Raw genomic sequence first — 26,881 nt, 5'->3', positions numbered from 1 at the left:
TCCCCCGCCCTCGGGTGCCCGCCTCCGCTGTCGGCGGCGGGCTACCCAGTACGTACCCGCGACCGGGCCCGCTTCGAACGGCGACGGAGGCAATGCCCGGTGATTCACCGGGGGACCGGGCCTCTCGGCTGCCGGCCGGGGGCGGGAGGCTATCCGGGCCAGGTGCCGGACAGACGGTGGACGGCGGTTGCTCCGCCCCGGTCGACCGCGGCCCGGACGGTGGAGAACACCGCGCCCTGGATCGCGGCGGCCAGCAGCACCTCACCCCAGGCGCGGTCCCGGTCGGTGGCGCCGGGTGCCTCGTCCTCGTGGCCCAGTCTCTTCCAGACCTGCTGGAACACCGCTCCGGCGAGCATGCCGCCGGCGATTCCCAGCACCGTCCCGACGGGCTTGTAGGCGAGGGTGGAGGCCTTCATCGCCGGCTCCGCTTCCGGCAGACGACAAGGACGAGGGCGAGCGCGGCGACCGTGCCGATGACCAGGCCGCGGTTCTCGTTCGCCGTGGTGGCCGCCTGCGCGGCCCGTGCCCGGACGGGCTCGGGCGTCCTGTCCCGTGCCGTCGCCCAGGCCTGCGCGGCCGTCTCCTGGACCTGTGCCGCTGTCTCCTGGACCTGCTGCTTCACCATCTCCGCCCGCTCCTGGGCCTGTGCGGTGAGATCGGCTTTCGCCGCCAGCTCCTCGACCGTGTGCCCGAGCTCCTCGCGGGTGGCCCGGGCCTGGTCGCGCAGCTCGTCGGGCGTCGAGTCCTGTCCGGTGGGGGCGTTGTCGGTCATCGGTGTGCGCTCTCCTTGATCTGGGTGATGTCGGCCTTCACGTTGCCGGCGGCCCGTCGCGGTACGGGCGGGGCCGCCCGGCTGACTTCCCTTCTGCCCGCGGCGGCGAGAGCACCGGCGATCGCGAACAGCACCAGCGTGATCACCAGGGCGGACAGCCACAGCGGCCAGAGAAGCCCGAGAGCGATGACGGCGGTGGCCACCAGCGCCTGGAGCGCCAGGACCGCGACGAGCCCCGCGCCTCCGTACAGCCCGCCGCCCCGCCCCAGCCTTCTGCCCTTCTCCCTCATCTCCGCCCGCGCCAGGGCCAGCTCCTGGCGCACCAGCCGGGAGAACTGGTCGGACGCCCGGTTGACCAGCTCGCCGACGGATTCCCCGGAAGCGGGCGGGGGCTCCGGTGACCTGTCCATACGCACCACCTTTCCGTGCTCGCTCTGTGCCCCCGCGTACCCGGGGCGCGCCACCCCATGCGACCCCGGACCCGCAGATCACGGTCGGTTTCCCGCCGCCCCGGCCCCATGGGCATCCGCGCCCGCGCCCCGGGAAATCCCGTCGCGCCGCCGTCCCGCGCCCCGGGAAATCCCGTCGCGCCGGACGGCGGAGATCCGGCACGGTGGGACCATGAGCCTCTCAAGTCCCGCGTTCCTGCCCGGCATCGAGCTGTCCAGGGTGCTGTACGAGGAGGCGGTGCGGCCGATCCTCCGGGACGCCTTCCCCCGGCTCCGGTACGCGGCGGCCCGGATCGGCGAGGGTTCCGAGGTGCTGGGTTTCGACACACCGAGGTCGGCGGATCACGACTGGGGTCCGCGCCTGCAGATCTTCCTGCCGGCCGCCGACCGCGCCGAGCACGGAGCGGAGATCCACCGCGTCCTGGCCGAGCGGCTGCCCAAACGGGTCCGCGGCTGGCCCACCCACTTCCGGCGGAGCGACGACCCGCTCGATCCGGTCGGCTACATGGAGGCGACCGACGGCCCGGTCAGCCACCGTGTGGGTGTGCACGACCCGGACGCCTGGCTGGCCGAGCGGCTGGGCCAGCGGACGGCCGCCGAGCGGATCGATGTCCGCCAGTGGCTGGCGATGCCCCAGCAGCGGCTCGCCGAGATCACCGGCGGCGCGGTGTTCCACGACGACCCCGGCACCCTCACCCGCGTCCGGCGCGCGCTGGAGTGGTACCCGGAACAGGTGTGGCGGTATCTGCTGGCCTGCCAGTGGCAGCGCGTCTCCCAGGAGGAGGCGTTCGCCGGACGCTGCGCCGAGGCGGGGGACGACCTCGGCGCGGCCGTCGTGGCCGCCCGGCAGGTGCGGGAGCTGATGCGGCTGTGCCTGCTGCTGGAGCGGCGGTACGCCCCGTACAGCAAGTGGCTCGGCAGCGCCTTCGCCCGGCTGCCGGTGGCCGTGACGCTCACGCCCGCGCTGCGCGGTGCGCTGGCGGCGACCGACCACCCGAGCCGGGAGGCGCGGCTGTGCGACGCCTACGAGACCGTCGCCTCCCTCCAGAACGCCTCGGGGCTCACCGCGCCCCTGGACCCGCTCCGGCGGCCCTACCACGTGCGCCCCTTCCTGGTCCTGCGCGCCGACCGTTTCGCGCGGGCGCTCGCGCGCACGGTCACGGACCCGGTCCTTCGCGCGCTGCCGCCGGTGGGAGCGGTGGACCAGTGGGCGGACAGCACCGATCTGCTCCAGCGATCCGCCACCACCGCGGCCGTCGCGGCCGCGGTCGAACGCTCCGTGACCCACCGGGGGCCCGGCGGCTGAGCGTCCGGCCGGGGCCGCCGCCCGGCGCCGCCGGGGCGGGCACCCGCCCCCGGCGGCCGTCGGTCAGACGTTGTTGAACGCGATGCCGTTCGTCAGCGACGTCCCGGAGAGGGCGGGGTCGGGCTGCTGCACCCCGTCGATCTTCACCGTCTGTCCCGACACATGCTTCACATAGACCCGCATGATGAAGTCGCGGGAGTCGCAGCCGGCCGAGACGGGCACATCCGGCAGGGAGAAGTAGGTGACGTAGTGGTGCGCGTCATCGCTGATCGTCTTGCGGGAGAGCGTGGTGGAGTTGGTGACACAGGTGTGCCCCGTCGAGGTGAGCTGGATGAAGTCCAGACGCATGTCCACCACCGCGTTCGTGCCCCTCGGGAACTTCCCCATCCCCGCCGAACAGGACCGGCTCCCGGTGGGACAGGTGGTCAGCTCGACGTTGGCCTGCGCGCTGACCGAGGTCGCGGCGGGGTGCGGCTGCCACTTGTGCACCGGGGTGCCGTCGTTGTAGAAGACCCACGCGTCGTCGGCCGCGCCGGCGCCGACATAGGTGCAGCTTCCGGAGCCGTCGCTCTCGCAGTTGGGGTTCTCCCACCAGCGGGCACCCGCCTGGTCGGTGGTGGTGGTCTCCAGCCAGGTACCGCTCGCGACCGCGGTCAGGTGGTACGGGTCGGGTATGGAGGAGTAGGCGGAGCCGTAGAGATAGCAGGTGTAGGTGCCCGCCGCGGGGGCGGTGAGCAACTGGTCGGTGAGGATGGGGAGGTGCCCGTCGACCGCGTACGAGGTGGTGTCGTACCCCTCGTGGTTGCGCGCCGACGCCGCGATCCTCCCGACGGTCTGGCCCGTGGAGTTCACGCATTTGATCCGGCTGGTCATCCCCACGATCTTCGTGGTCGAGCTGGTGGCCTCCAGCCGGCTCCGCAGATGTCTCTTCTCGCCCGCGGCGAGCGTCAGGGTGTGTCTCGCGAGTTCGACCGTGGTGCCGCGGGGGATGGTCACATCGGAGGTGGGGCTGATCCTGCTCACCGGACCGGTACCCGCCTGTGCCTCAACGGCCCAGAACGGAACGAGCAGTACGGCGACGGCGGCCGCGCCCAGCTTACGTATTATCGTTGACATGTCGGGTATTAGACACTCCTGCCCGACACCCCCGCCACTGGACTCGCGCCCGGTCACTGTGGTGCCTCGGCCGTCGCGGTGACGCGAGGGCCGGCGTGCGGTCCCTCTCGCTCCGAACCGCCACCGCCTCGCGGGGGAGGGGACGGTGCGGGGCCCTTGCCGGTTTCGGCGCGGTGCGGCCGGGCCCTCCGCGCCGCCTGCGGGGGCCTCCGGGAGGCCGGGCTCCCCGCAGCCCCTGGTACGGAGCACTCCGCCCCCTCCGTTCGGGGCAACTCTCGTCGTACCGGAATGGCCTGGCCGCCGCCGGGATAAGGAGAAGGCGCAGGCTGAGCTGTAGGAGCGGCCGCGTGTCCCTTGGAACCGGAGCGAGGTTGCCTGTCAGATGCCGACGTCGGCCGCACCCGAACCGTCCCGGAAGCCGGGGCTGAGGCGAGACATCGGCCTGATCGGGCTCATCTGGACCTCCGTGGGGTCCATCATCGGCTCCGGCTGGCTGTTCGGCGCGCTCTTCGCGGCGCAGGCGGCCGGGACGGCCTCCCTCGTCTCCTGGGGGATCGGGGCCCTCGCGATCACCGTGCTGGCGTTCGTCCACGCGGAGCTGGGGGCCATGTACCCGGTCGCGGGCGGCACCGCGCGCTTCCCGCACTACGCCTTCGGCAGCGTCGCCGGGGCCTCCTTCGGCTGGTTCTCCTGGCTCCAGGCCGTCGCCACGGCGCCGATCGAGGTCATGGCCTCGCTGAACTACCTCAGCGTCCACGCCCCCTGGGTCCAGACGGACGAGAACCGGCTCACCGCCGCCGGATACGGGCTGGCCGTCGCCTTCATGGCCTTCTTCGTCCTCGTCAACTTCTTCGGCATCCGCTGGCTCGCCCACACCAACAGCGTGGCCACCTGGTGGAAGGTCGCCATCCCCGTGCTCGTCATCGCCGTCCTGGCGGGGACCGCCTTCCACGGGAGCAACTTCGGTCACCAGGGCTTCGCCCCGTTCGGTGTCGAGGGGGTGCTCTCCGCCGTCAGCACCAGCGGCATCATCTTCGCGCTCCTCGGATTCGAACAGGCGGACCAGCTGGCGGGGGAGAGCCGCAACCCGGCACGGGACATCCCGCGCGCGGTGATCGGCTCCATCCTCATCGGCGCCCTGGTCTATCTGGCGCTCCAGGTGGTCTTCATCGGGGCCCTGCCACCGAGTTCCTTCGCCCACGGCTGGGCCGATCTGACCTTCGCCGACAAGGCGGGACCGTTCGCCGGGCTCGCCCTGTCCGCCGGGCTCGGCTGGCTCGCCGCGCTGATCTACGTCGACGCGATCGTCTCGCCGACCGGCACCGGTCTGATCTACACCACCGCGGCCTCCCGGGTGTCGTACGGCCTCTCCCGCAACGGCTATGTGCCCGCGGTCTTCGAACGGACGACGGCGCGCGGGGTTCCCTGGTTCAGCCTGCTCTTCGCCTTCCTCGTCGGCCTCATCGTCTTCCTGCCCTTCCCCACCTGGCAGAAGCTGGTCGGCTTCGTCACCTCGGCGAGTGTGCTGATGTACGCGGGCGCGCCGCTCGCCCTCGGGTGTCTGCGCGAGCAGGACCCGGACCGGCACCGTCCGTACCGTCTCCCCGGCGGTCTCTTCTGGGCTCCCGTCGCCTTCATCGTCGCCAACCTCCTCATCTACTGGACGGGCTGGGACACCCTCTGGCGGCTCGGCCTGGCGATCGTCCTCGGCTATCTGCTGCTGGGCGCCTCCGCGCTGCTCGGGCTCAACCCGAGGGTCCCGCACCCGGACTGGCGCTCGGCCCAGTGGCTGCCGGTGTATCTGGCGGGCCTCGGCCTGATCTCCTGGCAGGGCGGCTACTGCAGCGGTGGACCGGCGTCGAAGGTGTCCTGCGGTGCGACCGGCGCCATTCCCCTGTGGTGGGACATGGCGATCATCGCCGCGTTCAGCCTGCTGGTCTACTTCTGGGCGCTGGCCGTCCGGCTCCCGGACGAGGAGACCCAGGAGTACATCGGCTCGGTCGATGTCCCGCCCGGCCGCTGACGCCCGGGGCTCCCCCGTCTCCCGCCCGGCCGCCGGCCCCCGGCCTTCGGAGCGGTGTGCGCACGCGCCCCGCCGGAATCCGGCCGGACGGATCTCCGCCGGGCCGGCGGAATTCTCCGCGGGGCCGGACCGCCTTCCGCGCACCGCGCCGCGGAATATCATCGCGGCGTCCGTTTTCCACAGTTGGACAAGCAGGGCGACGGACCATTTCCCGATAGAGTGATCCTCTCGTTTCTGCGCGGAGACCGGCCCGGGGCTGGAGGCCATGCATGGGGAAGTCCGAGATAGCCGATATCTGGCCGCTGACAGCCATGCAGAAGGGAATGTTTTTCCATTCCGGTTACGACCCGGAGGCCACGGACGTCTATCGGAGCCAGACGACCCTGCACTTCGAGGGTCCCCTGGACACCGCCCTGTTGAGGGAGGCGCTCCGGGTGCTGGCGCACCGGCACGCACCCCTGCGGGCGGGCTTCCGGTCCGTGGCGTCGGCGGATGCCGTGCAGATTGTTCTGCGAGAGGTCCGGGTTCCCTGGACGGATGTCGATCTCTCCGGCGCCGGCGACGCGGAACTGCGCGAGGTGCTGAGCGCGGAGTGGCTCCGCCGATTCGATCTCGCGGAGCCCCCGCTGTTCCGGGTGATCGCCCTTCGCCTCGGTCCCGAGAATTACCGGATCGTGCTCGCGATGCATCACATTCTCTGCGACGGATGGTCGCTCTCGATCCTTCTGCGTGAATGGATCACCCTGTACGAGAACGGGTGCCGGGAGAACGCGCTGCCGCCGGTGGCCCCCTACTCCGCCTATCTCTCCTGGCTGGCGGGCCGGGACCGGGACGCCGCCGCCACGGCCTGGCGGGGAGTGCTCTCGGGCGCGGAGCCCTCACTGATCGCGCCCGGCAAGGGGACCCGCGCGCCCGTGGACCCCGTCGGTGTGCCGGTGGGTCTCCCGGCGGCGGTGGCCGGGGGGCTCGATCTGCGGGCGCGGGAGTCGGGGGTGACGACGAGCACCCTGATCCGGGGCGCGTGGGCGCTGCTGCTGGGCCGGCTGACCGGCCGTGAGGACGTGGTGCTGGGAGCCACCGTCTCCGGCCGGCCCCCGGCGGTACCGGGCATCGAGGGCATGGTCGGCATGTTCGTCAACACCGTCCCGGTGCGGGTGCGCTGGGACGACAGCGAAACGCTGAAACGTTTCCTCATGCGCATGTTCGACCAGCAGGCCGCACTGCTCACCCATGAGCATCTGAGCCTCTCGGAGATCCAGCAGCTCTCCGGCAGCCGCGAGCTGTTCGACACCCTGGTCGTCGTCCAGAACTTCCCCAGGGATCTGGCGGACGTCGGTCCGTCCAGCGCCCGGGACGTCGGGGGCGGGGTGCGGCTGCTGGAGGTGACGGGCCGCGACGCCGCCCACTACCCCCTCGTGCTCAACGCGATGTCCGGCGACCACCGGCTGACCTACCGGCCCGATCTGCTGGACCGCGCCGGGGCCCGGACCCTGGCCGCCCGGCTCGCCCGGGTGCTGGAGCAGTTCGCGCGGGACACCTCGGTGCCGGTGGGCGAGGTCGATGTGATGCTGGAGGGGGAGCGCCGGCGGCTGACGTCGGGGGTCAATCTGGGCGCGCCCGCACCGCCCGCCACCACCGTGAACGAGAGCTTCGCGAGGGCGGTGCGGCGCTTCGGGGACCGGCCCGCCCTCGTCTCCGGGCCGGCGCGCTGGACCTACGCGGAGCTGGACGCGGAGGTGGACCGCGCCGCCCGGTGTCTGCGGGCCCGGGGGGTGACCGCCGGGGACCGGGTGATCGTGAGCCTGCCCCGGTCGGCGGAGCTGCTGATGACGCTCCTCGCCGTCGCCAGGGCCGGCGCGTCCTTCGTCCCCCTCGATCCCGACGGCCCGGCCGAGCGGACCGCGTTCCTCCGGGAGGACGCCGAGGCGGTTCTCGCGGTCACCGCCGACACGCTCGCGCACCTCTTCTCCGACGCGAGGGCGGAGGACGGGACCATGGCCGGAGCCGGAGCCGGAGCCGGAGCCGGAGCCGGAGCCGGAGCCGGAGCCGGAGACACGGGCGCGGGCGCGGACGGCGGTCACCCGGAACCGGCGGCGCGCCGGTCCACCGCCCCGGACGCCCTCGCCGCCGAGGACGCACCCGCGCTTCCGGACGCCCCCGCGGCCCCGGACGACACCCCCGTCGCGGCGGAGGCACGCCCGGCCCCCGACGACACCCCCCTCGCGGCCCATGTCTCACCGGACTCGGCGTTCTCCGTGCTGTACACCTCCGGCTCCACCGGCCGGCCCAAGGGCGTCACCGTCACCCACGGCGCCGTCGCCGCCCTCGCGGCCGACCCCTGCTGGGGCGGTGCCGCCACCGGCCGGATGCTCTTCCACGCCCCGCACACCTTCGACGCCGCCACCCTGGAGATCTGGGTGCCGCTGCTCAGCGGCGGCTGCGTCGTGGTGGCCCCCGGCGGCACGCCCGACCCGGATCTGCTGACCGGCCTGATCGCCGAGGCGGAACTCACCTCCCTCCATCTGACGGCCGGTCTCTTCCGGGTGCTGGCCCAGGAGTCCCCGCACTGCCTGACCGGGCTGCGCCATGTCCTCACCGGCGGCGACGTGGTGCCCGCGGAGTCCGTGGCCCAGGTGCTCGCGGCCTGCCCGGAACTGGAGGTGCGCCATCTGTACGGGCCCACCGAGACCACCCTCTGCGCCACCGTCCACACCCTCCCCGCGGGCGCCTCCCCGCCCGCCGCGCTCCCGCTCGGCGGCCCGAGGGCCGGCGCCGGCCTCCATGTCCTCGACCGCGCCCTGCGCCCCGTGCCCGCCGGCGTCCCCGGCGAGCTCTACATCACCGGAACCGGGCTCGCCCGGGGCTACCACGGGCAGCGAGCGCTCACCGCGGAACGCTTCGTCGCCTCCCCCTTCGGCGGCCTCCCGGGCTCCCGGATGTACCGGACCGGCGACCTGGTCTCGTGGGACGCCGACGGCCGGCTGGTCTTCCACGGCCGGACCGACGACCAGGTCAAGATCAATGGCCACCGCGTCGAACCGGACGAGGTCGCCGCCGTGCTGGCGCGCTGCCCCGGCGTCGCCCAGGCGGCGGTCGCCGTCCGCGCCGACCGGGCGGGCAACAAGCGGCTGGTCGCGTATGTCGTGCCCGAGGACCCCGGTTCTCCGCCCGGTGCCGCCGTGGACCGGTACGCGGCCGGGCGGCTGCCCGCCCCCATGCTGCCGTCCGCCACCGTCGTGCTGGACCGGCTGCCGCTCACGGCGAACGGCAAGGTCGACCGGGCGGCGCTCCCCGCACCGGCCGAGCCCGCCACCGCGCGGCCCCACCCGGACACCTCCCCCCGGCGCGAGCTGCTGTGCTCCCTCTTCGCCGAGGTGCTGGACGTCCCCCGGGTCGGCCCCGACGACGACTTCTTCCGCGCCGGGGGCGATTCCCTGCTCACGATCCGGCTGACCGGGCGCATCCGCGCCGCGCTGGGCGCCGAGGTCTCCAGCCGCACGGTGTTCGAGTTCCCCACCCCCGCCGCGCTCTCGCGGCGGCTGGACGGACTCGCCGAGGTCCGCCCCGCCGTGGTCCGGGCCGAGCGGCCCGCGCGGGTGCCGATGTCGGCGGGACAGCGGCGGATGTGGTTCACCGACCGGCTCACGGGCCCCGACGGCTCCCACAACATGACCCTCTGCCTCCGGCTCGGCGGCCCGCTGGACATCCCGGCGCTGGAGGCCGCCTGGCGCGACACCGTCGGCCGGCACGAGGTGCTGCGCACCGGGTACGGAGAGGCCGACGGCACCCCGTACCAGCAGGTACTGGACGACACCGGCGCACCCGTCGCCAGGGTGGACACCGACGAGGACGGGCTGCGCCGGGCACTGGCCGCCGAGGCCGACCGGGGATTCGACCTGGAGGCCGGGCCGCCGTGGCGCGCCACCCTCTTCGCCGTCGCGCCCGGCGAGCACGTCCTCCTCGTGGTGCTGCACCACATCGTCGTCGACGGCTGGTCGCTCGGCATCCTGCTCCGCGATCTCTCCCTCGCCTACACCGCCCGGTCCCGGGGCCGCGCCCCGGCCTGGACACCCCTGCCCGTGCGGTACGCGGACTTCGCCTCCTGGCAGCAGGAACTGCTGGGGGACGAGAACGACCCGCAGAGCCTGCTGGGCCGTCAGCTCGCCTACTGGACGCGCGCGCTGGCGGAGCTGCCGGCCGGGCTCGACCTCCCGTACGACCGGCGGCGGCCGGCGGTGGCGGACCGCCGGGGCGGGCTGCTGACGGCGCGCACCGACGCGGTGACCCACCGGGGACTGCTGGCGATCGCCCGGCAGTGCGACGCCACCGTGTCGATGGTGACCCAGGCCGCCGTCGCCGCGCTGCTCTCCCGGCTGGGCGCGGGCGACGACATCCCCCTCGGCGTACCGGTCGCGGGCCGGGTGGACGAGGTGCTCAACGATCTGGTCGGCTACTTCCTCAACACCCTGGTGCTGCGGACCGACACCGGCGGCAACCCCTCGTTCACCGAGCTGGTGGGCCGGGTCCGCGAGGCGGACCTCGACGCCTACCACCACCAGGACCTGCCGTTCGACCGGCTGGTGGAGGTGCTCAACCCCGACCGGTCGCCCGGCCGTCAGTCCCTGTTCCAGATCGGCTTCACCTTCCACAACACCCCCGAGCCCGAGGCGGCCTTCCCCGGGCTGACCGTCGGCTTCGAACACTTCGAGGGGTCCTGGTCCAAGTTCGACCTGTCGGTGATGGCCCGCGAACTCCACGGGCCCGACGGCGCGCCCGAGGGGCTCGCCGTCCATCTGGAGTACGCGAAGGCGCTGTTCGACGCGGAGACCGCGCGGGCGCTGCTGGACCGGCTGGGACGGGTGCTCGCGCAGGTCGCGGCCGAACCCCGGACCCGGCTCGCGGACCTCGGCATCCTGGACGCCGCCGAGCGTTCCCGGATGCTCACCCGCTGGAACGACACCGCCCGTCCCGTCCCGCCCGGCACCGTGCTGGATCAGTTCGCGGCCCGGGTGGCACGGGCCCCGTCGGCCGTGGCGGTGCGCTGCGGCGCCGATGAGGTCTCGTACGCGGAACTGGACCGGCGGGCCGGCCGGCTGGCCCGCCGGCTGACCGGCGCCGGGGTGGGGCCGGAGACCCTGGTGGGTCTGTGTCTGCCGCGCGGGGTGGACCTGGTCACCGGGATGCTCGCCGTCTGGAAGGCCGGCGGCGCGTATGTGCCGCTCGATCCGGAGTACCCGGCCGCCCGGCTCCGGCACATCCTCGCCGACAGCGGCGCGGCCGTCGTCGTCGCGGTCCCGGCCACCCTCGCCGCCGGCGCGTTCGGCACGGCGCGGACGGTGGTCCCGGAGGGCGCGACCGCCCCTGAAACCGATGAGCCGGGACCGGGACCGGAGACCCTGGGTGCCGGTGCGCCCCTGCCGTCACCGAGGCCCCCGACACCGGGGCAACTGGCCTATGTGATCTACACATCGGGCTCCACCGGCCGCCCCAAGGGAGTGGCCGTCCCCCACCGAGGTGTGCTGAACCTCGCGAACGCGATGCGGCCGGTACTGGGAGCCGCCCCCGGCGTGGTGACCCTGCAGTTCGCGTCCCTGAGCTTCGACGCGGCCGTGCTGGACGTGGTGGTCACCCTCGCGGCCGGCGGCACCCTGGCCCTCGCCACCGAGGAGGAACGCGCCGAGCCCGAGGCGCTGGCCCGGATGATCCGCACCAGCGGCGCGCGCGTGGCGAGCGTGGTGCCGTCGCTGCTGAGCGCGCTGGAGCCCGCTTCCGTGCCGGGAATCCGCCGCTGGGTGCTGGGCGCCGAGCGCCTCGACGCGGATCTGGCCGCCCGCTGGAGAGCGGGGGCGGACCTGTGGAACACCTACGGCCCGACCGAGGCGACCGTGATCGCCACCGCTGTGCGGCTCGACCCGGACACCGTCCCGCCGGACCGCCCGCCGCCGATCGGCCGTCCGCTCCCCAACGTCCGGGTGTACGTCCTCGACCGCGCGCTGCGCCCGGTCCCGCCCGGTTCGACCGGCGAGGTCCATCTGGCCGGGGCGGGCCTGGCCCGCGGCTACGCCCACCGGCCGGACCTGACCGCCGAGCGCTTCGTCGCCTGCCCCTTCGGCGACGAGCCGGGCGGACGGATGTACCGGACCGGGGACCTGGCCTCCTGGACGGCGGACGGTCTGCTGATGTTCCGGGGACGCGCGGACGACCAGGTCAAGATCAGGGGCTTCCGGGTCGAGCCCGAGGAGGTCGCCGCCGTGCTCGGCGCCCACCCCGGGGTGCGGGGCGCCGCGGTGATCCTGCGCGAGGACCGCCCCGGCGACCGGAGGCTGGTGGCCTACGCCGTACCCCGCGACCCGGATCTCGACGGGCGGGCGCTGCGCGACCATCTGGCCGAGGCCCTGCCCGCGCCCATGGTCCCGGCCGCCGTGGTGACGCTCGACGCGCTGCCGCTGACACCGAACGGCAAGGTCGACAGAGCCGCGCTGCCCCCGCCCCGGCCGGACCGGCCGGCGGGCGAGCGCGGGCCGCGCACCGGGACCGAGCGGGCCGTCCACCGGATCTGGTGCCGGGTCCTCGGGGAGCGGACGTTCGGGACGCGGGAGAAGTTCTTCGACTGCGGCGGCACCTCGCTGTCGCTGCTGGCCGTGCGCAAGGACCTCGCCCGGCTCAGCGGACGGGAGCTGCCCGTGGCGCTGTTCTTCGAGCACTCGACCATCGAGGCGATGGCCAGGACCGTCGACGCCCACCGCCCCCCGCCCGGCCACGGCGACGAGCACAGCCACGAGCTGTAGGCCCGCACGGAGAACCCGGCCGGTGACCGGCCGGGACACCGATCCACTTCGAGCATCGGAGAGACCACCATGCGGAAGGACGATGTCGCGATCATCGGGGCGGCCGGGATCTTCCCCGGTGCGAAGAATCTGGAGACCTTCCACACCCATCTGACCTCCGGACGGGAATCGGTCGGCGGCCCGGGCGCCGAGCGGGTCCGCTCCAGCGGCGACGAGCCCGGCGAGCGCTATCTCGGCATGGGCTACCTGGACCAGATCGATCTCTTCGACCACGAACTCTTCGGTCTCACGGCCCGTGAGGCGGAGCTGATGGACCCGCACCAGCGCATTCTGCTCCATCTGACCCACCAGGCCGTCGAGTCCGCCGGATACGCCACCCGGGCGCTGCGCGACAGTGCCACGGCCGTGCTGCTCGCGGCGGTCAACCCCGGCTCCGGGGCGGGCGGCGACCGCGATCTGCTGACGATGCTCGGCACCTCCACGGCCGCCCTCGCCGCCCGGATCAGCTACCTCTTCGACTTCCGGGGGCCCGCCCTGGTGGTGGACACCGCGTGCAGCAGCGGTCTGACGGCGCTGGGCCTGGCCGTGGAGCAACTGCGCGCCCGCCGCGTCCCCCTCGCGGTCGTGGGCGGCGTCAATGTGTTCCCCGTGCTGATCCGCCACGCCGACTGGTCCCCGCTGCCGGGGCTGGAGTCGGGCGACGAGCGCTGCCGCCCCTTCGACGCCGGTGCCAACGGCCTGGCCGCCGGGGAGGGCGGCGGGGTCGTGCTGGTGAAGCTGCTCTCGGAGGCCCTCGCCGACGGGGACCGGGTCCTGGCCGTGCTGAAGGGCATCGCCGTCAACCACAACGGCTTCCGGGCCGCCAGCATGGCCGCCCCCAGCCAGACCGGTCAGGCGAGCGTCATCGCCGGCGCCTGGCGGGACGCCGGTGTCGAGGCGGCGACGATCGGTTCCATCGAATGCCATGGCTCGGGCACCCCGCTCGGCGACGTGGTGGAGGTGGAGGCGCTGCGCCTGGCGTTCGCCGAGGCGGGTGTGACCGGCCCGCACTGCGCGATCGGCTCCGTCAAGGCGGGCATCGGACACCTGGGCAACGCGGCCGGTATCGCCGGACTGTTCAAGGCCATGACGGCGCTGCGCTACGGCACCCACTACCCGGCCGTCAACTTCACCACCCCCAACCCGCTCATCGACTTCGGCGGACCGGTGTATGTGAACACCGAGGCCCGCCCCTGGCCGCGCGGGGACACCGGGCCCCGCCGGGCCGGGGTGAGCAGCTGGGGTCTCACGGGCACCAACGCGCACGCCGTACTGGAGGAGGCACCGGCCGTCCCGCCCGGCGAGCCGGCCGCCGATCCGGGCCCCGAGCTGGTCACCGTCTCCGCCCGGTCGGCACGGGCCCTGGACCGCTACCGGCTGCGGCTGGCGGACTTCGCCGAACACACCGACCAGCCGGTGCGGGCGGTCGCGCATGTGCTCAACCGGGGGCGCGACGACCATCCGTACCGGCTGGCCGTCACCGCCCGCACCCACGCCGAACTCGCGCTGCGGCTCCGGTCGGCGGCGCTCCCCGGGCAGCCGGCGCCCGGGACCTCGCGCGTCGTCCTGCTGCTCTCCGGCGACGCCCTGCCCGACGACGGGGTCTGGGCGCGGCTCCGCGCCGAGTTCGCCCTGCCCGACGGCTGCGCGGAACTCGAACACGGCGCCGGCCCCGAGGGACGGCTCGTCGTACGGCAGTACGCCCTGCACCACGTCGCCCGGGAGCTGGGCCTCACCGACGCCGGACTGATCGGCTCCGGGGCGGGCAATCTGGCCGTCCGCGCCGTACGGGGCAGGATGCCGCTCGCCGACGCCGTCGCGGCGGCCGGCCGGGAGGTGTTCGCACCGCCCGACCCGGAGCGGCTCACCGGGGTCGTGGACGGTCTCGTCCGCGACGGGGCGGTTCTGGTGGAGCCGGGGCCCGGTGGCGTCCTCGCCCGGGAGACCCTGCGGCAGGCACCGGAGCTGACCGTGGTCGATCTGGCCGGGGACGGCAGCCGGGACGGTGTGCTGGAGGGGCTGGGACGGCTCTACACCGCCGGCGCCCCGGTCGACTGGGAGCACCACTACCGCGACACCCCCGTGCGCCGGGTCGAGGCGCCCACCTACCCCTTCGAGCCGAGCCGCTGCCGGCCACCGGCCCGGCCGCGCCCCGCCCGGGGAGACGCCGGGCCGGCGCCCTCGGCGGAGGGGACCGAGGCGCCCGGCGGGCCGGAGACGGAGAGCAGGGTCGCCGGAATCTGGGAAGAGGTGCTGGATCTCCCCGGCATCGGGCCCGGATCGGACTACTTCATGCTCGGCGGCACCTCGCTGCTGGGCGTCGGGCTGCTGCGGCGCCTCCAGCAGAGCTTCGGGGTGGAGGTCACCTTCGCCGATCTGTACACGTACCCCACGGTCCGCGGGCTGGCGGAGCGGCTGCGCGCCCTCACCCGGGAGCGGGCCACCGGCGCGCCGCGGGCGCCGATCGTCCGCGTCGACCGGAACGGGCCGCTGCCGCTCTCCTTCGGCCAGGAAGCCCTGTGGTATCTCGACCAGGTCAACCCGGGGAGCCCGCTCTACAACGTCCCCGCCCCGCTGCATCTGACCGGCCCGGTGGACCAAGGGGCCCTCCAGGACGCGCTCACCGCCATGGCCGAACGGCACGAGGCACTGCGCTGTCTCTTCGTGACCGACGAGGACGGCGGCCCCCGGGTGACACCCACGGCCCCCGAACCCCTGCTGACGGTGGTCGATGTCAGCCGGATGCCGGAGGAACGGCGCCGGCCGCGCGTCCGCTCCCTGATCCGGGAGGCCGTCTCGGCCCCCTTCGACCTCACCGCGGACACCCCCTTCCGGGCCGTGCTCATCGGACTCACCGACGAGAGCCATGTCCTGGTGCTGACGTTCCACCACATCGTCTTCGACGGCGGGTCGACCGCGCTGTTCGGCCGGGACTTCGCCGAGCTGTACCGCGCGCACCGCACCGGCACCCCACCGGACCTGCCCGAGCTGCCCGTCCAGTACCAGGACTTCGCCGTCTGGCACCGCTCGGCGCTCTCCGGTGAGCGGCTGGAGCGCGCCCTGGAGTTCTGGCGCGGCCGGCTCGACGGGCTGACCCGCCCGGAGCTGCCGCTGGACCGGCCCCGGCCGGACATCCAGTCGTACGCCGGTGATCTGGTCCCCTTCGTCATCGGCACCGAACTCGCCGACCGGGTGCGGGAGTACAGCAGACGCAGCGGTGTGACCACCTTCGTCTCCATGCTCGCGGTGCTCGACGCGGTGATCCATCTCTGGTCGGGCCACGACGATGTCGTCATCGGCGTCGCCACATCGGGCCGGGTCCACCCCGATGTGGAGAACCTCGTCGGCTACTTCAACAATCTCCCGCCGTTCCGGACCGGTGTCGGCCCCGGTGTCTCCTTCGACGAGCTGGTGCGGCGGTGTGCCCGGACCGTGGCGGGTGTCCTGGACCACGAGGAGGTGCCGCTCGGCACCATCATCGGCGCGGCGGGCATCCCCCGCAGCCTGGCCAGGCATCCGCTGTACGACGTGACGTACACCTACCAGAACGTGCCCCAGTACGAGGGCGGGATGGGCGACGCGGGGCTGGCCCGGTACGAGGACACCGACGTCGGGGGAGTGGTACCGGGCACGGCCAAGTTCGATCTCTCCTTCGCGGTCATGGACTCCGGAACCGGGCCGATGCGGGGCGAGGTCGAGTACGCCACGGCCCTCTTCGACCGCGCCACCGCCGAGCTGCTCGCGCGCTGGTTCCCGGTGCTGGCGGCGGCGGCCCTCGCCGAGCCGGGCGCGCCGATCGGGGGGCTCACCCGCCCCGGGGAGGAGGCGGGGGCGGATGAGGCCACGGGCCCGTGGACCGGGGCAGCGGCGGCGGGGCCACCGGAGGAGCCCGGACCGGCCGCCGCCGGCCACACGGCGCCCGCACCGGATGCCTCCGGCCGCACTGTGCCCGCACCGCCCGGCGACACACGGGAGATCCTGCGCGGGCTCTTCCGCGATCTGATCGGGGTCGAGCGGGTCGCCGACGACGATGACTTCTTCGCCCTCGGCGGACAGTCGGTGATCTCCATCCAGCTGGTGGCCCGGGCCCGGCGGGCCGGAGTCGTGCTGACCCAGCGCCAGGTCTTCGAACTGCGGACGCCGGCCGCGCTCGCGGCGGTGGCCGGCGGCACGGCCGCCCCGGCACCGGCGGCGGACCCCGGGGAGAGCGGCTCCGGCCGCGTCCCGCTGACCCCGGTGATGCGGGAACTGGCCGAACGCGCCGGCCTGCCCGACCGGTTCGCCCAGTCGGCGACCGTCTCGGTGCCGGCCGGTCTCGACAGGGGCGTCCTCGCGGAGGCGGCCCGCGCCCTGGCGGACCGGCACGAGATGCTCCGGGCCCGGCTGGTGCGCCCGGACGCCGACCCGGCGACCTGGTCGCTGGACACGGCCCCCACCGGCCCCCGGCACCCCGCCGCGCCCGGCCCCAACGCCCAGGTCGCCGAGGTGGCGGCCGGCGGTCTCGACGACCCCGCGCTCGACGAGCTGACCCGGCGCGAGAGCCACGCCGCGGCCGGACGGCTCGACCCGGGCGCCGGGGTGATGCTTCAGCTCGTCCACCTGGACCGGGGGCCGGCCGCCCGGGGCAGACTCCTGCTCGTCGCCCACCACCTCGCCGTCGACCTCCTCTCCTGGCGGACACTGATCCCCGAACTCGCCGAATGCTGCGCCGCGCTCGCCGCCGGCCGCACCTGGACGCCCGAGCCGGTACCGGTGCCGTTCGGCCGGTGGTCCCGGGCGCTGGCCGCCACGGCCGGCTCCCCGTCCTGGAGGGAGCAACTGCCCCTGTGGGAGCGCGTCCTCGCGCCGGGCGAGCCGCTGCCCGGCGGACGGCCCCTCGATCCCGCGCGGGACACCGCGGAGCGGGGGCGGGAGGTCGGTGCCTCCGTACCGGCCCCGGTGACCGCCGCGCTGCTCACCTCCGTCCCGGCGGCGTTCTACACCGGGACCGAGACCGTGCTGCTGGCCGCCCTGGCGGCGGCCGTCACCGAGTGGCGGGCCGCGCGCGGCGCCGGGACCGGCCCGGTCGTGGTCGACGTGGAGAGCCACGGCCGGGTGCCGCTCACGGGCGCCTGGGAACTCTCCCGCACCGTCGGCTGGTTCACCTCGGTCTTCCCGGTACGGCTGGACACCGGCCCGGCCGACACGGCGCGGGCCCGGACCGGCGGGCCGTCCGCCGGGGACATCGTCAAACGGGTCAAGGAACAGCTCGGTGCGGTACCGGGTGACGGAGTGGGGTACGGGGTACTCCGCCATCTCGACCCCGGCACCCGGGAGGCGCTGGCCGCACGGCCCGCCGCGTCGATCGGCTTCAACTACCTGGGCCGGCTCACGGGCGGCGGTGACGGTCCCGGCACCGAGGCGCCCGGCGGCCCCGGTGACTGGTCGCTGCTCGGCACCGGGGGAGAACCGGACGGGCGGACACCGCTCGGCCACGCCGTCGAGGCGGTCGCCGCCGTCGTCGCCGGGCCCGGCGGACCGGTGCTCCGGCTCTCCCTGGGATACCCGCCCGACCTGCTGGACGAGGACGGGATGCGCGAGCTCTGCGAGGGCTGGGCCGCCCATCTGGCGGGTGTGGCCGCCCACACCGAGGGCCCGGACGCGGGCGGGCACGTGCCGTCGGACTTCCCCCTCGTGTCGCTGAACCAGGACCAGATCGAACGGCTGGAAGGGGGATCGGAGCGGTGAACCTCGCGCTGCACGCCGCCGTCACCCATCTCCCGGGCCGCGCACCCCTGGCCGACCTGCCCGAGACGGACACGCAGACCGGTCCGGAGCGGACCGCGTGCCGCGCCCTCGGGATCGAACGGGTCGCCGTCGCTCCGGAGCTGTCCGCGGTGGACCTCGCGGGCCTGGCGGGCCGGCGGGCACTCGCCGAGGCCGGGCTGGACGCGGACCGGCTCGACGGCCTCATCCTCGTCGAGCACCGGGCCCCCGACACCCTCTCCACATCGGAGGCCACCCGGCTCCAGCACATCCTCGGCGCGGACCGCGCACGGGCCTTCTCCGTGGGCGGTCTCGGCTGCGCGTCGCTCGTACCGGCCCTGCTGAGCGCGGCCGGTCTCCTCGCCGCCGGGCCGGACACCGCGCGCGTCCTCGTCCTGCACGGCAGCAAACCGGTGACCTCCCGGCGGTACCGGCACCCGGTGACCGTCAACGGCGACAGCGGCCAGGCGGTACTGGTCTCCCGCGACGGCCCGCTGCGGGTCCGGGACATCCTGCTGGAGACCAGCGGAGAGTACTGGGAGCTGTTCCGTGTCGACTACCGCGACCGGCCCGTGGACCAGTGGCGCGAGGAGTGCACGGACCCGGCCGCCCACTCCTTCCGGCTCGCGGTGGAGTCGAGGAAGCGGATCTCCTCGCTCACCGCCCGGCTGCTGGAGCGCAACGGAGTGCGCTCCCGGGAGATCTCCTGCTGGATCGGGCAGAACCTCTCGGCCGCCGCGCTCCAGGTCCTCGGCGAGGCGCTGGAGGTGGAGCTGTCCGACGCCTGCGCCGACAATCTGCGCGAGAACGGGCACCTGGGGCCCAACGACGCGCTGTTCAATCTCCGGACCGCCACCGAGCGCGGACAGCTGCCCGACGGAGGGCTGGCCGTCGTCCTCACCATGAGCCCCGCGGCGGCGTGGAGCGCGATGCTCGTGGAACACGGCACGGGAAGCGCCGGAACCCATCTGCTGTAGCGGGTCGCCCGGCGCGGACCGGGTCCGCCATTACCCCTCCGCGACACCGCCGGCTCGCGTTCAATGGGGTCCGGCCGGAGCGGCCCTCAGGAGGAGAGGCACGGGGCACGGCGGTTCAACGGCCCCGGGCCGGCCACCGGGTGGGCCGGGCGCTCCGGGCCGCCACGGCCACGGCCACGCCCATTCGTCGATCGAGAGGACACGCGGAATGAGCGGAACGAACAGACGAGGCAGATCGCGGATATGGCTCGGCGCCTTCCTGGCGACCCTGATGTCATCGTTCGCACTGGCACCGGCAACCGCACAGGCCGACTCCGACGCGGGGCGCCGGTGCTCCGGGGGATATGTGGCCCTCACCTTCGACGACGGCCCGACGGAGACCACACCCGCGTACCTCGACGCGCTGCGCGAGGCCGGACGGGCCAGGGCGACGTTCTTCGTGACCGGCGCGCTGGCCCAGGCGCGCCCGGACGGGACCCGGCGGATCGCCGCCGCCGGCCACGCGATCGGCAACCACTCGTTCACCCACCCGAACCTCGTCGAGCTGGCCGCGCCCGCCGCGTTCGCCGAGCTGGCCGACACCAGCCGGGTCGTCCGCGCGCAGACGGGCCGCGCGCCGGCGCTCTTCCGCCCGCCGTTCGGGAGCACCGACGCACGGACGCGTCAGGACGCCGCCAGGCTCGGGATGACCGAGGTGATCTGGACGGCCGACACGGTCGACTGGAGCGGCATCTCCACCGAGACCATCGTCGCGAACGCGCTCACGGTGCGGCCGGGCGGCATCATCCTGCTCCACGACGGCCTGCGGACGACGCTCGACGCCATCCCGGGGATCGTCGAGGGGCTCGCCGCGCGCGGCCTGTGCCCGGGCCGCATCGTGCGCTCGGCCACTCCGGTCGAGGCCTGGCCGGGCCTGACCTTCCACGCCAGGGCCGCGCGCTGGTGAGGTAGCGGCACCCCGCCCACCGGGCCCGTCCGGGGGAGCGGGCGTCTGCCACGGACGGGACCCGGCGCGGGATCGCGGCGGGCCCCGCCCGTTCCGTCACGGAGGTCCGGGGGCGACCGGTCCGGGGGACGGATTGCCGGAACTCCCCTACGGTGTACGGCCGTTCAACCGGCGGCCGGACACCGCCGCGCCGCGTTGGACCCTGGGTCGTCTCTTTCGGATCGTGCCGGGCTCGCGAGCCCGGCACCGCGCCCCGCCGCGCTGTCGTCCGTCGCCGGCGCTCCGCGTGGGCTTCCTTCTCCGCCTCGCGATCCACGGCACCGGACCCCGCTCACCGATCCGGCCCGATCCGAAAGAAACTCCCTAGCCCGCGTCCACCAGCGTGCGGCCGTCGGCCGGGATCAGCGACCCGGCGCGGCCGGCGTAGGCGGACTCGACCCGTGCCTGCTCCGTCGCGTTCGGCACCGCGTTCCTGCAGCTGGTGCCGGCGCTGGAGCCCGACATCAGCTGGGAGCACGGGCCGGGCTTGGTGTCCGGCAGACCCAGGCTGTGCCCGATCTCGTGCGCGGCGATGCGTGTCCTGTCGTGCCCCTGGGTGACCGCCTGGCTGCCGAGTTCGACCCGGACCTGGCCTCCGGGCCGGACCGGGCCGAGGGTGGCCTGCGGCCAGCCGCTCGTGGCCACGATCTGGATCTCGGCCCGGGTGCCGGGGGAGACCCTGACCAGCTTGACGTTGTCGACGTTCGTGTTCCACGAGGCGACTCCGGCGGTGACCGCCGCCTCCCAGCCGGTGGCCCGGCTGTCGTCGTACCGGAGGGTCACCACGGCCGCGGCGCTCCGCGTCCCGGTCGGCTCCGGCGCGGTGAGGGCGTTCGCGGCCGGTGCCGTGGCGAGGGTGGCCGCCACGACGGTGCCGGCCAGTGCCAGCCGTATAGAGGTCAGCATTGCTGTCCCTTCACATGGGGGTCCCGGCTCCGACCGGAGCCGGGCGGGTGGTGAGGGGCACCCGCGGACGGGCCGAGGGCGGCCGGCCGGGGAAGCGCGGCACCGGCCACCGGCCGTCCCCAGGGGCGCGTGGCGCGAGGCGGTGACGGAAACGCACCGGTTCCCCGGGACTCGACGTGCCAACCCGTTCCACGAGGCCGGGCATACGCCACTCCATTCCTCTCCTCGCCACCGGCGATCGTGGCAGACGGTACAACCCCCCACCGTCACCAACAAGCCGTTACCGCCCACACCTGGGGAGTGAATTCCCGCCACGCCCCACGGGCCGCCGTACCCGCCGGCACGGCACGCACTCCGCCGGACCGGGGGCGGCTCACAGCTCCCACCACCAGGCTTCGAGCTCCTGGTGACCGGCGAACTCCACGGGAACCGCGAAGGGAGAGCGCCGCGCGAGGGAGAGGGCGCCGGTGCGGCGGACCACGGCGCGCAGGTCCCGCACGGCGGGCATGCCGGCGAGTTCGGCGACATCGAAGGGGCAGCCCTCGGGGCCGCCGACGAGGGTCTCGCAGCCCAACGCGTACCAGTCCCCGACGAGTTCGTGGTCCCGCTCCTTCTCGGCGGCCGCGGCGACCTCCCGGACCGCTTCGATCAGCCGGGTACGCCGGGGTGGCACGGCGTCGGGGCCGCGCAGTTCACCGGCGGCGACCATGCGCCGCCACAGCGCGGTACCGGCGTCGCAGTAGAGGAACGGCGGCTCGACGCAGCCGTCCTCCAGCCAGGAGTCGTAGCCCCCGAAGGCGGGGTCGTCCTCGTCGAAGGTGCGCAGAGCGGTGAACCCGGCCACCGCGTCGAAGTACGCGGCCCGCTCGGCGTAATCGGGGTGCCGGTCGACCGGGAACCGGTAGGTGAACCCCCGGCGCAGCAGGATCTCCCTCACACGGAAGTGCGTGAACGAGCAGTCGTACCCGCGCTGGAAGCCGTACAGCGCCGCGAACCAGTCCCGGACGCGCGGGTCGCCCGGCCCGGTGCGGCTGTCCAGGACGCGGACCGAGTCCGCGACCAGGTCCTCGATCTCATGCATGGACACCGGGTCCCCTCCTCCGCGATCCGGCGACAACCTACCCGCTCCCGCCGGGACGCGTGGACGGGGGCCGGCGAGCGGCGCGCCCCGGACGGTGGCCGTCCGGGGCGCGCGGTCACACGTACCGAGGGGGCCGGGTTCTACCGGAGGGCCTTCTCGGGGTCGACGACCTCATCACTCGGCGGCTCACTGGCGTCCACCTTCTTGCCGTAGTCGCTGAACACCATTTCCCCGGGAGCCTTGCCCCCCTCGGAGACGGACTTGAGGATATGGGGCTCGCCCTCGGTGGCGACGGACAGGGTGAGTTTCTCCCCGCCCGGCTGCTTCTTCTCCAGGGTCAGGGCGTCCTTTCCGCCGACACTGGTCGTCCCGCCCTTCTTCATTCCCTTGCGCTCGGACTTGTCGCCGTCCATCGCGGCGAGAAACGCCTGCTTGTCACACATGCCCTGGAGTCCGGCCTCGCTCGCCGGGCTCTTCACCCATTTCCCCCGGAGCTTGCTCATCGCCTTCTCCGCGCCGGGCTGTCCCTTCAGGGTGTTCTTCCAGAACGTCTCATCGCCCTTCACATAGGCGGTCTGACCGGTCTGGATGATGTCCGCCTTCGCGCCCTGCCTGGACAGGGTCCCGGTGCAGTTGTCCCGCTCGTCGACGCGGAAGTCGACCTGGACGGTGCTTCCGTCCTGCTGCTTGGCGCTGCCGGCCATGCGCACGGATGCCGCGTCGCGCGTCGCCTGGACCGCGTCGGCCGCGATCTTGTCCGCGCTCTTCCCCTCGAACGGTTCGTCCGAACCGCTCTCTCCGCAGCCGGCCAGCGCTCCCGCGCCCAGACAGACCGCGACCGCCAGGGTGACAGACCTCTTCAACGACACGACGATTTCCTCCTCATCGAAGGACAGACGGATGGTGTCCACCGCGTCTGCCCGAAGGTGCTGTGCTCATGATTCGCTGACCTCCGGCTACCCAGGGAAATCGCGCTCATACAGCGGGAGTCGGCACGGGTACGGGTGATTTCTCGCCGAATCGGAAACGGGAATGCGCGGTATTCCCTCCGGGGTGACCGGAGCGAATACCGCGCATGAGGGGCCGGAAGCCGACCCGGGGGAGACCGGGTGGGCAGATCCGCGCTAGCGGTTCCTCTTCGCCTGGAACCAGAGCGCCACAGCGATCAGAACGACGATCACCAGTATCCATTTCATGTCGTCGTTCCCATCCGGTTGTCCGTGCCGTTCGCCGAGGCGGGGGACGGGATCGACCCGTCCGCGCGACGGGCGGCCGGCGTCCTGCGGCGGGCCTGGTGTGTTTCCCCGGTCGTCATGGAAGGGCGCCTGCCCCCGGGGCGCGGATCGAACCCCCCGCCGCGCCCCGGGTTCCGTGCCAGGTGGGGCCCGTACGCAGGACCGCCCGGCGGGATCAGTCCCGGACCGGGGCCGGAGCGGCGATCTGGACGCGCTTGAGGTGCCGGGCCGGATCGTCGAAGGCGTTCCGGGAGTGGAGCATCCGCCAGTTGTCCCAGACGATCATGTCGCGCTCCCGGTACTCCACGGCGATGTGGTTCTCGTCGTAGATCTCCTTCCCGCGTTCGAGGAGCCGAGCCGTCAGCTCGTCTCCCTCGGGGACGATCAGGTTGTTGTAGGAGAAGCGGATCACCAGCTCGCCGTCGATCTCCTCCAGCACCGGGTGCTCGGCGTTCTGCCGCACACCGCGCCGGGCGAGACCCTCCGTCGACTTCCACGCGTAGACGGTCTCCGTGAACCGCTTCCGTTCCTCCTCGGTGAACTCCCGCAGAATCCGGTTCCCGTCCAGCATCGTGGTCTCGCCGCCGAGACCCGACGCGGGCCTCACGCACCACAGGGCCATGTACCGCGGGGGCGCGCCATGGAACTCGTACCCCTCGGTGTGGGGCACCAGAGGGCGGCGGTTCTGCGCGTGGTAGACGTCGTCCATGTCCGGCTCGGGCCTGAGGTCGCCGATGACGGTGCCGGTGGGCGTCGGCTGGAAGTCCCCCAACCCCTTGAGGAACGCCACATGGTCGAAGCTGTCCGGGACGTCGACGAGCTGGACATAGCCGTTGTTCCCGAGCAACTGGCGGAAGGCGTAGGCCAGAACGCCGTCGGGCAGTGGTTGACGGTTGGCGTCGAAGCAGGAAACGACGCTGTCGGGTGACTTCGCCATGGTGACTCCCTCTGTCTCGCTCCTCCGGTCCGACCCTTCTGGTCCGACCGGTTCCGGTCCGGCTGGTTCTGGTGCGACCGGTCCGGGAACGGGCCTCCGGGCCCGTTCCGGATGACGTCCCGGCGCCGCGCGATCGGTCCTCTCAGGCGAACTCGGCCCAGCCGAGCCGCACCACCATGACCGCCACCACGATCAACAGCACGGACCGGACGAATCCGCTGCCCCGGGTCATCGTCATCCGCGCGCCGGCCAGCGCGCCCGCCACGTTGAACAGGGACATGCCGAGGCCCAGCACCCACAGCACCTGCCCCTGGGACGCGAAGACCAGCAGCGCGCCCAGATTGGTGCCCACATTGATCATCTTCACGGTGGAGAGCGCGCGGATGAACTCCAGTCCGAGCACGCTGGTGAAGGTGATGATGAGGAAGGTCCCGGTCCCCGGTCCGACCAGGCCGTCGTAGAAACCGATCCCGCCCCCGGCCAGCAGGACCAGCCACGCGATCCGGCGCCGCTCGGGGGCCTGCCGCCGGCTGTCGGGCCCTTCGCTCCCGGAGCCGTCCGCCCCGAACCGGGGGCGGAGCAGGACGAAGACGGCCACCGCCACCAGCAGCAGCAGGATGAGCGGCCGGAGGAAGTCGGAGGAGATCGCGGTGGCCGCGACGGCCCCGCCCGCCGAACCGAGGACCGCCGCGCCGCCGCCGACCGCCACGACCTTCCGGGAGACCGGATACGCGCGCCGGAAGGTGAGGGCTGCCGCGAGGGTGCCCAGGGTCGCGGCGAGCTTGTTGGTGCCCAGCACCGATGCCACCGGGAGCGAACCCCCGGCGATCAGCAGCGCGGGCAGTTGCAGCAGTCCGCCGCCCCCGACCACCGCGTCGATCCACCCGGCCGCCGCGGCCACCGCCAGCAGGGCCAGCACGGTCTGCGAGTCCATGAGCACGAGCCCCCAGCGAGTAGGACGGTCCGAGGAGCCGGCTGCCGGCGTCCGCTCCGGGACTCCCCGGAGGTCATCGCGCACCCGGCGGGAGAGGGGGGCGCGCGGCGGACGGGAGAGAAGGGACGACGGGAGCGGCGGTCACGGCCGCGGGCAGTGCGTTCTTCGTCTTCACGGTCACAGGGATGGCCGCCGTGGGATGTCCGGTTCATCCGGAGGACAACGCATCACCCTTACGGGTGACAAGTCCGTTTTCTCGGATCTGTGCCCTCGGTGCCGAGAGGCCGGCCGCCCGCGCGCGCCCCGCACTCCAGGTGCCTGCTCGGTGGGGTGGGGCCATGTGCTGGAAACCCCCGGTGACCAGGTATGAGTCCGCGGGGAGCGGGTAGCGGCGTGAGAGCGCGCGGCGACGCGCGCGAGGCCCCGAGGAGAAGAGACGCATGCCGACCGAGAGAGACGCCCGGCCGAGATCCGCTCGCGCCTCCGCGGAGTCGCGGGAGAACGGCGGCGACCGGCCGAAACCGTCCGCACCCCTCCCCGGCGACGCCCTGGAGGGCGGCGGGGAGGCTCTTCTGCACGGCCTCCGGGTGGACGAGGCCCGGCCGGAGCAGCCGATCCTGCTGGACGGCGACGGCAATGCCATCGCCACCTGGCGGGAGAACTACCCGTACGACCGCAAGCTCGCGCGGAAGGCGTACGAGCAGCGCAAGCGGGTCCTTCAGATCGAACTCCTGAAGCTCCAGAAGTGGGCCAAGGAGAGCGGGCAGCGGATCGTGGTGCTCTGCGAGGGACGGGACGCGGCGGGCAAGGGCGGCGCCATCCACCGTTTCACCGAGCGGCTCAACCCGCGAGGCGCCCGCGTGGTGGCCCTGGACAAACCGACCGAACGCGAGTCGGGCCAGTGGTACTTCCAGCGGTATGTCGCCCATCTGCCGTCGCCGGGCGAGATCGTCTTCTTCGACCGCTCCTGGTACAACCGCGCCGGTGTCGAGCGGGTCATGGGCTTCTGCACACCGCGGGAGTACCGGCACTTCCTCGACCAGGCCCCGGTCTTCGAGAAGATGCTGACCGACGACGGCATCCTGCTGGTGAAGTTCTGGTTCTCCGTCTCGCGCGGCGAGCAGCGCACCCGTTTCGCCATCCGCAAGGTCGACCCCGTGCGGCGCTGGAAACTCTCCCCCACGGACCTGGCCTCGCTGGACCTGTGGGACGCCTACACCACCGCCAAGGTGGACATGTTCCGCGCCACGGACACCGCGCACGCTCCCTGGACCGTCGTGAAGAACAACGACAAGCGGCGCGGACGGCTGGAGGCGATGCGGCACCTCCTGCTGCGCTGCGACTACCCGGCCAAGGACGCGGACGCGGTCGGCGCCCCCGACCGGCACATCATCGGGCCCGCCTACACCCTGCTGGAGCCCGGCGAGGCACCGACCGATCTCTCTCCCACCCCGCTCGCCGCCCATGAACGGGGCTCGGGCAACCACCCCGAGCCCGGGGCCGGTGCCGAGGCGACGGGCTCAGGACGGTGACGCGCGGCCCCGGTTCCCTCTCCCGCCGAGGAGGGGGGCGACCGTCCGTGACGACG

Annotated in this window: 16 protein-coding genes; 7 read left to right on the top strand and 9 right to left on the bottom strand. The window is 73.6% G+C overall.

From position 1 onward, the window contains the following. Positions 1 to 149: 149 nt before the first annotated feature. The 3 genes from ACWCRA_RS34545 to ACWCRA_RS34535 are packed head-to-tail and all read right to left on the bottom strand — an operon-like array spanning position 150 to position 1,182. Positions 150 to 416 carry a DUF4235 domain-containing protein gene (locus tag ACWCRA_RS34545; RefSeq protein ID WP_451069397.1) on the bottom strand — a complete coding sequence of 89 codons (267 nt, stop codon included), beginning with the start codon at positions 414 to 416 and terminating at the stop codon, positions 150 to 152. After that, positions 413 to 772, bottom strand: a complete 360-nt coding sequence (locus ACWCRA_RS34540) for a DUF3618 domain-containing protein (RefSeq protein ID WP_351559933.1) — start codon at positions 770 to 772, stop codon at positions 413 to 415. The genes ACWCRA_RS34545 and ACWCRA_RS34540 overlap by 4 nt, the downstream gene beginning before the upstream one ends. Next, positions 769 to 1,182: a phage holin family protein gene (locus tag ACWCRA_RS34535; protein WP_351559931.1), complete on the bottom strand. Its 414-nt coding sequence runs from the start codon at positions 1,180 to 1,182 to the stop codon at positions 769 to 771. Before ACWCRA_RS34535 ends, ACWCRA_RS34540 begins: the two co-directional genes overlap by 4 nt. A gap of 211 nt (positions 1,183 to 1,393) precedes the next feature. Between ACWCRA_RS34535 and ACWCRA_RS34530 the strand changes: the two genes are divergently transcribed. Beyond that, positions 1,394 to 2,527: a DUF4037 domain-containing protein gene (locus ACWCRA_RS34530; RefSeq protein ID WP_451069396.1), complete on the top strand. Its 1,134-nt coding sequence runs from the start codon at positions 1,394 to 1,396 to the stop codon at positions 2,525 to 2,527. Between the two features lie 63 nt (positions 2,528 to 2,590). Here ACWCRA_RS34530 and ACWCRA_RS34525 read toward each other — a convergent pair whose 3' ends face one another. Then, positions 2,591 to 3,643, bottom strand: coding sequence for a hypothetical protein (locus tag ACWCRA_RS34525; RefSeq protein ID WP_351558542.1), 1,053 nt, complete (start codon positions 3,641 to 3,643; stop codon positions 2,591 to 2,593). A 382-nt stretch (positions 3,644 to 4,025) separates the two neighbouring features. On the opposite strand from ACWCRA_RS34525, the gene ACWCRA_RS34520 reads away from it, so the two are divergent. From ACWCRA_RS34520 to ACWCRA_RS34500, 5 genes are all read left to right on the top strand, one after another. Next, positions 4,026 to 5,666 carry an APC family permease gene (locus tag ACWCRA_RS34520; protein ID WP_451069395.1) on the top strand — a complete coding sequence of 547 codons (1,641 nt, stop codon included), beginning with the start codon at positions 4,026 to 4,028 and terminating at the stop codon, positions 5,664 to 5,666. Between the two features lie 269 nt (positions 5,667 to 5,935). Then, the gene (locus ACWCRA_RS34515) at positions 5,936 to 12,454 is read left to right on the top strand and encodes an amino acid adenylation domain-containing protein (protein WP_451069394.1); all 6,519 of its coding nucleotides are present in this window, start codon (positions 5,936 to 5,938) and stop codon (positions 12,452 to 12,454) included. Between the two features lie 69 nt (positions 12,455 to 12,523). Beyond that, positions 12,524 to 18,220 carry a condensation domain-containing protein gene (locus tag ACWCRA_RS34510; protein ID WP_451069393.1) on the top strand — a complete coding sequence of 1,899 codons (5,697 nt, stop codon included), beginning with the start codon at positions 12,524 to 12,526 and terminating at the stop codon, positions 18,218 to 18,220. Beyond that, positions 18,217 to 19,215 carry a 3-oxoacyl-ACP synthase gene (locus ACWCRA_RS34505; protein WP_451069392.1) on the top strand — a complete coding sequence of 333 codons (999 nt, stop codon included), beginning with the start codon at positions 18,217 to 18,219 and terminating at the stop codon, positions 19,213 to 19,215. Before ACWCRA_RS34510 ends, ACWCRA_RS34505 begins: the two co-directional genes overlap by 4 nt. Before the next feature lie 208 nt (positions 19,216 to 19,423). Then, complete coding sequence (locus tag ACWCRA_RS34500) at positions 19,424 to 20,161, top strand: polysaccharide deacetylase family protein (protein ID WP_351558534.1); 738 nt, start codon at positions 19,424 to 19,426, stop codon at positions 20,159 to 20,161. Between the two features lie 363 nt (positions 20,162 to 20,524). On the opposite strand, the gene ACWCRA_RS34495 is transcribed toward ACWCRA_RS34500, so the two are convergent. The 5 genes from ACWCRA_RS34495 to ACWCRA_RS34475 all read right to left on the bottom strand — a co-directional run bounded on the left by ACWCRA_RS34495 (position 20,525) and on the right by ACWCRA_RS34475 (position 25,293). Continuing rightward, positions 20,525 to 21,106, bottom strand: a complete 582-nt coding sequence (locus ACWCRA_RS34495; protein WP_351558532.1) for a snapalysin family zinc-dependent metalloprotease — start codon at positions 21,104 to 21,106, stop codon at positions 20,525 to 20,527. Positions 21,107 to 21,479: 373 nt separating this feature from the next. After that, a complete protein-coding gene (locus ACWCRA_RS34490; protein ID WP_451069398.1) occupies positions 21,480 to 22,187 on the bottom strand; it encodes a hypothetical protein in 708 nt (235 codons plus the stop codon). A gap of 140 nt (positions 22,188 to 22,327) precedes the next feature. Then, entirely contained in the window at positions 22,328 to 23,056 is a 729-nt protein-coding gene (locus ACWCRA_RS34485) for a hypothetical protein (protein WP_351558528.1), read from the bottom strand. Between the two features lie 541 nt (positions 23,057 to 23,597). Beyond that, positions 23,598 to 24,359 carry a TauD/TfdA family dioxygenase gene (locus ACWCRA_RS34480; protein WP_351558526.1) on the bottom strand — a complete coding sequence of 254 codons (762 nt, stop codon included), beginning with the start codon at positions 24,357 to 24,359 and terminating at the stop codon, positions 23,598 to 23,600. Positions 24,360 to 24,501: 142 nt separating this feature from the next. Next, entirely contained in the window at positions 24,502 to 25,293 is a 792-nt protein-coding gene (locus tag ACWCRA_RS34475) for a TSUP family transporter (RefSeq protein ID WP_451069391.1), read from the bottom strand. A gap of 440 nt (positions 25,294 to 25,733) precedes the next feature. Between ACWCRA_RS34475 and ppk2 the strand changes: the two genes are divergently transcribed. Continuing rightward, complete coding sequence (ppk2, locus tag ACWCRA_RS34470; protein WP_351558522.1) at positions 25,734 to 26,825, top strand: polyphosphate kinase 2; 1,092 nt, start codon at positions 25,734 to 25,736, stop codon at positions 26,823 to 26,825. The last annotated feature ends 56 nt before the right edge of the window (positions 26,826 to 26,881 follow it).

This window comes from Streptomyces sp. NPDC001889 (assembly GCF_053594535.1).
The sequence above is the reverse complement of the archived record's forward strand: the minus strand, read 5'-3'. Positions and strand labels throughout refer to the sequence as shown.